Origin of the sequence: Prevotella sp. CAG:592 (assembly GCF_000436015.1) — a bacterium.
In the GTDB taxonomy this organism is placed as follows: Bacteria; Bacteroidota; Bacteroidia; order Bacteroidales; family Bacteroidaceae; genus Prevotella; species Prevotella pectinovora.
Window position 1 is genome coordinate 1 of record NZ_FR892500.1, and the last position, 10,539, is coordinate 10,539.

The 10,539-nt window shown below is 50.5% G+C and carries 9 protein-coding genes; all 9 read left to right on the top strand.

The features are described from left to right. The first annotated feature begins 88 nt into the window (after positions 1-88). A complete protein-coding gene (locus tag QVO99_RS01395; protein ID WP_022315798.1) occupies positions 89-406 on the top strand; it encodes a heavy metal-binding domain-containing protein in 318 nt (105 codons plus the stop codon). A 114-nt stretch (positions 407-520) separates the two neighbouring features. Continuing rightward, positions 521-1,765, top strand: coding sequence for a DUF4861 domain-containing protein (locus tag QVO99_RS01400; protein ID WP_022315799.1), 1,245 nt, complete (start codon positions 521-523; stop codon positions 1,763-1,765). Positions 1,766-1,867: 102 nt separating this feature from the next. Beyond that, on the top strand, positions 1,868-3,640 hold the full coding sequence (sppA, locus tag QVO99_RS01405) for a signal peptide peptidase SppA (protein ID WP_022315800.1): 1,773 nt from the start codon (positions 1,868-1,870) through the stop codon (positions 3,638-3,640). 27 nt (positions 3,641-3,667) lie between these two features. Next, on the top strand, positions 3,668-4,843 hold the full coding sequence (gene lpxK, locus QVO99_RS01410) for a tetraacyldisaccharide 4'-kinase (protein ID WP_022315801.1): 1,176 nt from the start codon (positions 3,668-3,670) through the stop codon (positions 4,841-4,843). Next, positions 4,728-5,537, top strand: a complete 810-nt coding sequence (locus QVO99_RS01415; protein WP_082028628.1) for a purine-nucleoside phosphorylase — start codon at positions 4,728-4,730, stop codon at positions 5,535-5,537. The genes lpxK and QVO99_RS01415 overlap by 116 nt, the downstream gene beginning before the upstream one ends. Before the next feature lie 279 nt (positions 5,538-5,816). Next, positions 5,817-6,884, top strand: a complete 1,068-nt coding sequence (gene thiL, locus QVO99_RS01420; protein WP_022315803.1) for a thiamine-phosphate kinase — start codon at positions 5,817-5,819, stop codon at positions 6,882-6,884. Positions 6,885-6,972: 88 nt separating this feature from the next. After that, positions 6,973-8,376 carry a threonine/serine ThrE exporter family protein gene (locus tag QVO99_RS01425; RefSeq protein ID WP_022315804.1) on the top strand — a complete coding sequence of 468 codons (1,404 nt, stop codon included), beginning with the start codon at positions 6,973-6,975 and terminating at the stop codon, positions 8,374-8,376. A gap of 157 nt (positions 8,377-8,533) precedes the next feature. Continuing rightward, complete coding sequence (locus QVO99_RS01430; protein WP_022315805.1) at positions 8,534-8,806, top strand: co-chaperone GroES; 273 nt, start codon at positions 8,534-8,536, stop codon at positions 8,804-8,806. Positions 8,807-8,845: 39 nt separating this feature from the next. After that, entirely contained in the window at positions 8,846-10,474 is a 1,629-nt protein-coding gene (groL, locus tag QVO99_RS01435) for a chaperonin GroEL (protein ID WP_022315806.1), read from the top strand. The last annotated feature ends 65 nt before the right edge of the window (positions 10,475-10,539 follow it).

The window sequence follows — 10,539 nt, forward strand, 5'->3', positions numbered from 1 at the left end:
AAGATGAAAATGTGCTATTTAAGTTGGTAATAATAATAAAAATGTGTAACTTAGCACCCAAATTATGTATTGACTAAAATATAAGGAAATGATTATAACTACAACACCCTCTATTGAGGGACATCCGGTTAAGGAATATAAGGGCATTGTGACCAGCGAAGTGATAATCGGTGCCAATGCCATCAGAGACTTCATGGCAGGTATCCGTGACTTCTTCGGCGGCAGGAGCAGAACCTACGAACAGGTGTTTGCCGAAGCGAGATTCAACGCCTTCCGTGAGATAGAGCAGCATGCCGTGAATCTCGGCGGCAATGCCGTTGTGGGCGTGCGTCTCAGTTATGAAACCGTTGGCTCAGGCAACTCCATGCTGATGGTGGTCTGCAGCGGTACGGCAGTCGTGATCTGATTTCCGAAAGCCCCATCTGCAAGGAGGGAAGAAACATACTACTACTATTACTATATAATAAGACTAATCCATGAGTAGCAAGTGTAAACTCGCAGCTCTATCGAAACAAACAAGATGATGAAGAAAAGTAATATCGTGAGGCTCCTCTGCCTCGCTGTATTTACGGCAGGCGCTATTGAAGCAGCTGCCGATACCAAGACACTCACCGTGATGCTGAAGAATACTCTCAATGTAAGGCGTGCTGACGTTCCGGTGGTGTTGCAACTGAAAGACGTTCCCTTCAACGTGAAGGATGCAGTGGTGAGATGCGAGGGTAGGGAAGTGGCATCGCAGATAGACGATCTGGACCGTGACCTGCACAATGACGAACTCGCCTTCGTGATAGACATGGACGCCAAGGGCAAGAAGGTGGTCACCGTAGACCTGTATTCGGAAAAGCAGGCGGACCGCAACTATCCGCGCCGCACATACGGCGACATGATAATGAGAGACAACAAGACGAAGGTGAAGAACGGATTCCGTTCCTACGTCCACTCGGTCTCAGCACCCGAAGGAGTTGACGTATTCCATCTCCTGCATCACCACGGAGCAGATTTCGAATCAGAACTCGTGGCATACAGAGTGTATTTCGACGAGCGTCAGACCTTTGACCTCTACGGCAAGTACAAGAAGCAGCTCGAACTCGAAACAAGCCAGTTCTATCCCGATGACAAGCAGCTTGCCGACGGTTATGGCGATGATGTGCTCTGGGCAGGCAAGACAGTGGGACTCGGAGCCCTGCGCGGTTGGGACGGCGAGAAACCGACAATGGTCAGTCCGGTGCTGTCGAGAGGCCAGCGTATGGTGGCGAGCGGACCCGTCCGCACCATCGTGGAACTCACCGACGAGGGGTGGCAGCTATCAGGCGAGACCTTCAACGTGAGGCAGAACGTGATAATCTATGCCGGACACAGAGACTGCGAGGTGCATGCCTGGGTGGACACGCCGGCAAAAGACGCGAAGTTTGCCACGGGAGTCATCAATCTAAACGACAAGATGTATTCCGACCATCGCGGACTCGTGGGCGACTGGGGCGGCAACTGGCCTAACGGTGCCAAGGACTCGATAGCCGGAAAACCGAAAATCGTGGTTGGTCTGGCAGTCAACGTGCCGGAGAAATATGTGGATAGCGAGCCGACGACGGAGAAAGACCAGTATCTCTATGTCATGCACACGGCAGGCGGCAATTATCTCACATACAATATGGCGTTCACCTGCGACAAGGAAACCTTCGGCTATAAGGACGCCAAGGAGTGGTTCGCATGGATGAAGCAATGGAAAAAAGAACTCGACAATCCCGTGACCGTCACCATAGAGTAGCGGACGGAAAGGAAAGAAAAATCAAATAAATGTCAACTATGCTGTAGTTTTCCAGATACTGCCAGCGTTATATAAGTAGTATTGACATTAAAACGAAAGAGTATGAAGGAATTTTTCAAGCAAGTAGGAGCTACGGTAGTAGGTATCATGATCTTCTGCCTCGTAGTGGGAGTGATGAGCGTGATGAGCATCGTGGGCATGATTGCCTCGTCAAGTGCCACAAAGGACGTTGCTGACAACACGGTATTCGTGATAGACCTGAACGGACAGCTGCAGGAGCGTGCCGAAGACGACATCATGGCGGTGCTCTCCGGCGGCAGAACCGACGTGATAGGACTCGACGACCTGCTGCTCGCCATCAAGAAGGCAAAGAACAACGACAAGGTGAAGGGCATTTACATACAGTCGGGACTCTTCGTCTCTGACTCTTACGCTTCGCTGCAGGCGGTGCGCAAGGCGTTGGTAGACTTCAAGAAGAGCGGCAAGTGGATAGTGGCATACGGCGACGTGTATACACAGGCCACATACTACCTCTCGTCGGTTGCCGACAAAGTGTATCTCAACCCCAGCGGTCAGGTGGAATGGAGCGGAATCTGCTCGCAGACGATGTTCGTGAAAGACCTGATGGCAAAGTTCGGCGTCAAGATGCAGGTGGTGAAAGTAGGAGCCTACAAGAGTGCAACCGAGATGTTCACCGGCGACAAGATGAGCGACGCCAACAAGGAGCAGGTGTCTGCATTCATCAACGGAATATGGAACACGGTGTGTACCGACGTGGCGAAGAGCCGCAAGGTGACCGTTGCACAGCTCAACCAGTATGCCGACAACATGATAACGCTGGGCGATCCTAAAGACTACGTGAAATACAAGCTCGTGGACAAGCTGCTCTATGTTGACCAGCTCAAGGCAGAGGTGAAGAAACTGATGAATCTGAAGGATGACGACGATGTGAACACAATAGGCATAACAGGAATGGCCGGAGTGCCCGGCGGAGCTGACGACGGAGACTGCATCGCCGTGTATTACGCCTATGGCGACATCGTGGACAACGCCACAGGAATGGCATCTCGCAGCCATGTGATCGACGGCGCTAAGGTGTCGGCAGACCTGCGCGACCTCGCCGATGACGACGACGTGAAGGCAGTGGTGATAAGGATAAACTCAGGAGGCGGCAGCGCCTATGCCTCAGAACAGATATGGAGTGCCGTGCAACTCGTGAAGGCAAAGAAGCCGGTAGTGGTTTCTATGGGCGGAATGGCAGCATCAGGCGGATACTATATGAGCTGCTCTGCCAACTGGATTGTGGCAGAACCTACCACGCTGACGGGAAGTATCGGAATCTTCGGTATGTTCCCAGACGCCAGCGGACTGCTCACAGAGAAGCTCGGAGTGAAGTTCGACGAGGTGAAGACAAACAAGAACAGCGGTTTCGGCACTATGGCTCGCCCGTTCTCTGAAGAGGAGATGGGTTATCTCTCGGCATATATCGACCGCGGATACAAACTCTTCCGCCAGCGTGTGGCAGACGGACGCCGTCTCTCTACCGATGCTGTGGAGAAGATAGCACAGGGCAGAGTATGGCTCGGACAGGATGCGCTGAAGATAAAGCTCGTAGACCAGCTCGGCGGACTCGATGACGCCGTGGCAAAGGCTGCGAAACTTGCGAAGGTGAATGACTACTATACTGCCGAATATCCGGCAAAGGCAAGCTGGATGGACGACCTGCTGGACAACGGATTCTCTTCGGGCAGCTACATCGACGAGCAGATGCGCATGACGATGGGAGAATACTACTCCACATTCATGCTGCTGAAGAACATCAACCGGCAGTCGGCAATCCAGGCACGCATGCCTTATGTCATAACAATAAAATAGCGAAAAAACAATAACTCCACAACAGATATGGAAGGCGATTTCATCAAAATCAACGATTGGCTGCTGCCGCTGAGCTGGATCTACGGAGCGGGAGTGAGGCTGCGAAACCAGATGTTCGAAATGGGCATACTGAAGAGCCGCAGCTTCGACATCCCCGTAATCTCCGTTGGTAACATCACCGTGGGAGGCTCCGGCAAGACACCACATGTGGAGTATCTCATCAATCTGCTCAGAGACAAAGTGAAAGTGGCTGTGCTAAGCCGCGGATACAAGCGCAAGAGCAAGGGATATATGCTTGCCACCGCCGACACTCCGATGAGCGACATTGGCGACGAGCCGTATCAGATGAAGAAGAAATTCGCCGATATCTATGTGGCTGTTGACAAAGACCGCTGTCATGGCATCGACCAGTTGACGGCAAACGAGGAGACGTCAGACACCGACGTGATACTTCTCGACGATGCCTATCAGCACCGCTACGTGAAGCCGGGAGTGAACATACTGCTCGTTGACTATCACAGACTGATAATGTATGACAAACTGCTGCCGGCAGGAAGACTCAGAGAACCGCAGAAGGGAAAGGCGAGAGCCGACATCGTGATAGTGTCGAAATGTCCCGCCGACCTCAAACCGATGGAATTCAGGGTCTTAACCAAGGCGATGAACCTCTTCCCGTATCAGAAACTATATTTCACTACGCTGAAATACGGCAGTCTGAGACCCATCTACGGCGGTGAGGACAGAAAACTCGACACGCTGACCGGCGATACCTCGATATTGCTGCTCACGGGAATAGCGTCGCCGCAGCAGATGATAGTAGACCTGAAGCCATACACGGAGCGTATCACACCGCTCACCTTTCCTGACCACCATCAGTATACCGATGCCGACATCGACCGCATCAATGCTGAATTTGAGGCGATGAAAGGCAACGACAAGATGATTGTCACCACGGAAAAAGACAACGCCAGACTCTGCGGAATGGAAGGACTGAGCGACGAGGTGAAAAAGAATATCTACGTGCTGCCCGTGGAAGTGGGCTTCATGTTAGACCAAGAAGAAGATTTTAACGAAAATATTATTGGCTATGTACGAAAAAATTCAAGGAACAGCATCCTGGCTAAAGCAAAGGATGACAACAAGTCCGACAACAGCGATAATTCTGGGAACAGGACTCGGACAATTAGCTTCAGAAATAACTGACAGCTATGAGTTCCCCTATTCTGAAATCCCAAACTTCCCTGTATCTACAGTGGAGGGCCATGCCGGAAAACTCATTTTCGGCAAGCTCGGAGGCGTAGACATCATGGCGATGGAAGGACGCTTCCACTATTATGAGGGATACAACATGAAGGAGGTTACATTCCCTATCCGAGTGATGTATGAACTGGGCATCAAGACCCTCTTCGTGTCTAACGCCTCGGGAGGCATGAACCCGGAATTCAAGATCGGAGACCTCATGATCATCACAGACCACATCAACTTCTTCCCGGAGCATCCGCTGCGCGGAAAGAACTTCCCCACGGGACCACGTTTCCCGGATATGCACGAGACCTATGACCACGCCCTCATCAAACAGGCAGAAGACATCGCCCGAGAGAAGGGAATCAGAGTGGTGCATGGAGTGTATATGGGAGTGCAGGGACCTACATTCGAGACACCTGCAGAATACAAGATGTATCACCGCATGGGAGCCGACGCAGTGGGAATGAGCACCGTGCCGGAGGTTATCGTGGCACATCATTGCGGCATCAAGACCTTCGGAATCAGCATCATCACTGACCTCGGACTCGAGGACACACCGGTGGAGGTGAGCCACGAAGAGGTGCAGGTGGCTGCAAACAACGCACAGCCGCTTATGACTGAAATCATGCGTGAGATGATCAGACGCGCATGATAGAGACGGAGAACTTGTAAACATATAGACACGTGGGGCAGACAGGCTGGCAGACAATGTAGTGAAACGCCAGGGCTGCTGGCAGACGGGAGTATGTTTGGATATTGACTTGTCCTGTGACCTATATAATATAAGGTGACGGGACAAGTTACTTTGGTTTTGCCCACTAAAACTCGTCAACTTGTTTACTTGTCATCTTGTCAACTCGTTTACTCGTCAACTGTATCGCAAGTTTAATACTTGCGATACCCAAATAATATAAAGAAACAAAAGAATATAATGACAGATATCTCAAAGCTTGGAGAGTTCGGGCTCATCCATCGTCTTACGGATGGAATAAAGATAAAAAACAGTTCAACGCTGAAAGGTGTAGGCGACGACTGCGCCGTGATGCACTATCCAGACAAGGAGGTGCTTATGACAACCGACATGCTTATGGAGGGAGTGCATTTCGACCTGACATACATCGACCTACAGCACCTGGGATACAAGGCAGCGATGGTAAACATCAGCGACATCTTCGCCATGGGAGGAACACCAAGGCAGATGACCGTCAGCCTGGCTATAAGCAAGAGGTTCTCGGTGGAAGACATGGAGATGTTTTATAGCGGACTGCAGATGGCGTGTGACAAATGGAACATCGACATCGTGGGAGGCGACACCACTTCATCATATACAGGCATGGCGATAAGCATCACTTGCATTGGAGAGGCAGACAAAGAAGACATCATATACAGAAACGGAGCCAAGGACACCGACCTCATCTGCGTGTCGGGAGACCTCGGAGCGGCATATATGGGACTGCAGCTGCTGGAGAGAGAAAAGCATGTGTATTATCAGCAGGTGGAAGAGGCAAAGAAGAAAAACGACAAAAATGCCCTGAAGATGCTGACGGACTTCCAGCCCGATTTCGCCGGAAGAGAATATCTGCTGCAGCGACAGCTCAAACCGGAGGCAAGAGGCGACGTGATAGAAAACCTGCGCAAGATGAACATCAAGCCTACGGCGATGATGGACGTGAGCGACGGACTGAGCAGCGAGTTGATGCATATCTGCGAACAGAGCGGATGCGGATGCAGGGTGTATGAGAAAAACATTCCGATAGACTATCAGACGGCTGTCATGGCAGAGGAGATGAACATGAACGTGACCACCTGTGCACTGAATGGAGGAGAGGATTATGAACTGCTCTTCACCGTGCCAATCGGCGACCTGGACAAAGTGAGACAGCTCGACGACGTGAAACTGATAGGAAACATCACGAAGAAAGAATATGGCTTGCAGCTCGTGGCAAGAGACGGAAACGAGTTTGAACTGAAAGCGCAGGGATGGAACCCACTGGCGTGATGGATTAAAGGAAAGGATTTCATAAAGTATATATCGACTAATTACATAAATATAAAGAAGCAGGACTAAGGAACCTGCACAGATCTTCATGGAGGAGAGAATATTAAAGGAAAAGAAAATCAGACGCGAACTTGACCTGTTGCTCAGAACCGGTGAAGTGCTCGTGGCAAGTGGAGCTGATACAAATAGAATAATCAGAAACATGCATCGTACGGCAGCATTCCTCGGATTGCCGGAAGAGAATCTGCACATTCATGTGACGTACAATATGCTTCAGGTGAACCTCAGCGATGAGGAACACTCGCTCAGCAAATTCCAACGTTGCGACAGGCATGGCATAAACATGACTGCCATAACGGAAATCAGCCAACTCTCATGGAAGGCAATCAGAGAAGACTATTCTCTCGACAAATATGAGGAGGAGCTTGAGAAGATAAATGGCAAACCGCGCAACTACACGGTGAATCAGGTGGCAGTGGGAGCGGGATTTGCCTGCGGAGGTTTCTGCATACAGTTCGGCTGCGACTGGACGGCATTCTTCTATGCCTCGATAGCAGCCATCGTGGGATTCAGATTGAGAGCCTATCTCAACGAGAAAGGGTCTAACGGATATGTGAACATCGGAATTGCCGCATTCGTATCCACGCTCCTCGCATGGCTCTCGACATTCATATCGACACCGGCTGCAGCACAGTATCTGCCAGAATGGCTGTATGCCATCTTGCATACCGACACACCGTGGCATCCGCTCATGGCATGCGCATTGTTCATTGTGCCAGGCGTACCGCTGATAAACTTTGTGTCGGATATGATAGAAAGCCATATCCAGATGGGACTCAGCAGAGCCATCAACACGCTGCTTATGGTCACGGCGATGTCGTTCGGAATATCAATGGCGATTACGGTGTGTGGAGTGGACAACTTTGTGAAAGACCTCAGCATGACGCCACACAACACATACATCAGCTATTCTATAGCGGCAGCAATATCGGCAATGGGATTCTCAATGATTTTCAACATACCGAAGAGGCTGCTTTGGGTAGTCGCCATAGGAGGTCTCATCGCTGTATGTTCGAGAAACTTCGTGAATCTCGGAGCGAGCAACAACAACGTAGGACTCGACCAGGGACCTATCATGGCATCGCTTGTAGGATCGACGCTTATCAGCATCATTGCCGTGAAGTTCGTGCATGTGTTCCATGCGCCACATCAGTGTCTCGCCATTCCGAGTGTCATACCGATGGTGCCGGGAGTGCTTATGTATCGTGCGCTTTTCGCACTTATAGAGATGCAGGGCGTGGTGGGAGAACTTACCGAGGCGTTCTCTAATGCAGTGAAGGCATCGCTCATCATCCTGTGCATCGCCATTGGTGTAGCCATTCCGAACATCTATGCGCGCCGCTGGCTGATGCCGATGAGGAAGCATAAGCTGAACCAGCTTATTGCGCAACGTCGCGAGAAACGTATTTTCGAAGGACTTGATCCGGAATAAACAGAAACAAACAACAAGATGTGACAATAAGTCACGTCTGTGGTGTGCCAAAATGTCGTATGGACGTTTTGGCACACTATTCGTATATGGACCGGTGAACGCTCGCAAATGGATTGCAGCGGAAATTAATAGTATAAACAATTAAATACATACAATTATGAATATCAAACCATTAGCAGACAGAGTTTTAATCGTACCTGCTCCAGCAGAGGAGAAGGTTGGTGGTATCATTATCCCAGACACTGCAAAGGAGAAACCTCTTCATGGAAAAGTCGTTGCCGTAGGTCATGGCACCAAGGACGAGGAAATGATCCTGAAAGAGGGTGACGAGGTGCTCTACGGAAAGTATTCCGGCACAGAGCTTGAGTTTGAGGGTGAGAAGTATCTCATGATGCGCCAGAGCGATGTACTCGCTGTATTGACAAAATAATTAGTATAGAACAACAATTTAATTAAAAGGATTACAATCATGGCAAAAGAAATAAAGTTTGATGTAGATGCCCGCGAGATGTTGAAGCAGGGCGTAGACCAGTTGGCTAACGCCGTAAAGGTTACACTCGGTCCTAAGGGCCGCAACGTTGTCATCGAGAAGAAGTTCGGTGCTCCACAGATTACCAAGGACGGTGTTACCGTAGCCAAGGAGGTAGAGCTTGAGAACCGTTTCGAGAATACCGGTGCACAGCTCGTGAAGAGCGTGGCAAGCAAGACTGGCGATGACGCCGGTGACGGTACTACTACAGCTACCATCCTCACACAGGCTATCGTGAACGAGGGCTTGAAGAACGTTACTGCCGGTGCCAACCCAATGGACTTGAAGCGTGGTATCGACAAGGCTGTAAAGGCAGTCGTTGCTTACATCAAGGAGAATGCTGAGATTGTTGACGACAACTACGACAAGATTGAGCAGGTGGCTACTGTCAGCGCCAATAACGACCCGGAAATCGGTAAGCTAATCGCCGATGCTATGCGCAAGGTGAGCAAGGATGGTGTTATCACCATCGAGGAGAGCAAGAGCCGCGACACATATATCAATGTGGTTGAGGGTATGCAGTTCGACCGTGGTTACCTGAGCGGATATTTCGTTACAGACTCTGACAAGATGGAGTGTGTGATGGAGAACCCATACATCCTTATCTACGACAAGAAGATCAGCAACATCAAGGACTTCCTGCCTATCCTGCAGCCAGCAGCCGAGAGCGGACGCCCATTGTTGGTAATCGCTGAGGATGTTGATTCAGAGGCTCTTACCACATTGGTTGTCAACCGTCTGCGTGGCGGCTTGAAGATCTGTGCTGTAAAGGCTCCTGGTTTCGGCGACCGTCGCAAGGCAATGCTCGAGGATATCGCAGTATTGACAGGTGGCGTTGTTATCAGCGAGGAGAAGGGCTTGAAGCTTGAGCAGGCTACTCTTGAGATGCTGGGTACTTGCGACAAGGTGACTGTTTCCAAGGACAACACCACAATCGTGAACGGTGCCGGAGAGAAAGAAAACATCGCCGACCGTATCGCTCAGATCAAGAATGAAATCGCAAATACTACAAGCACTTATGACAAGGAGAAACTGCAGGAGCGTCTCGCCAAGATGTCTGGTGGCGTAGCTGTGCTCTATGTCGGTGCAAACAGCGAGGTTGAGATGAAGGAGAAGAAGGATCGTGTTGACGATGCACTCTGCGCTACACGTGCCGCAATCGAGGAAGGTGTAGTAGTTGGTGGTGGTACCACATACATCCGTTCTCTCGGCGTGCTCAAAGACATAAAGGGTGAGAATGCTGATGAGCAGACAGGTATCAACATCGTTGAGCGTGCCATCGAGGAGCCTCTCCGTCAGATCGTGCGCAACGCCGGTGGCGAAGGTGCTGTAGTAGTACAGAAGGTTCGCGAAGGCGAGGGTGACTTCGGTTACAATGCCCGCAAGGATGTTTATGAAGATCTGCGTGTAGCGGGAGTTATCGATCCTGCCAAGGTGGCTCGTGTAGCTCTTGAGAATGCAGCATCAATCGCAGGTATGTTCCTCACGACTGAATGTCTCATCGTTGACAAGCCAGAGGAGAAGCCTCAGATGCCAATGGGCAACCCAGGAATGGGCGGTATGATGTAAAAAATGACAAGTTAAGATAACAAAAGAGGGAGCCGGTTTGTGTGCTGGCTCCCTTTTTTTGTTGT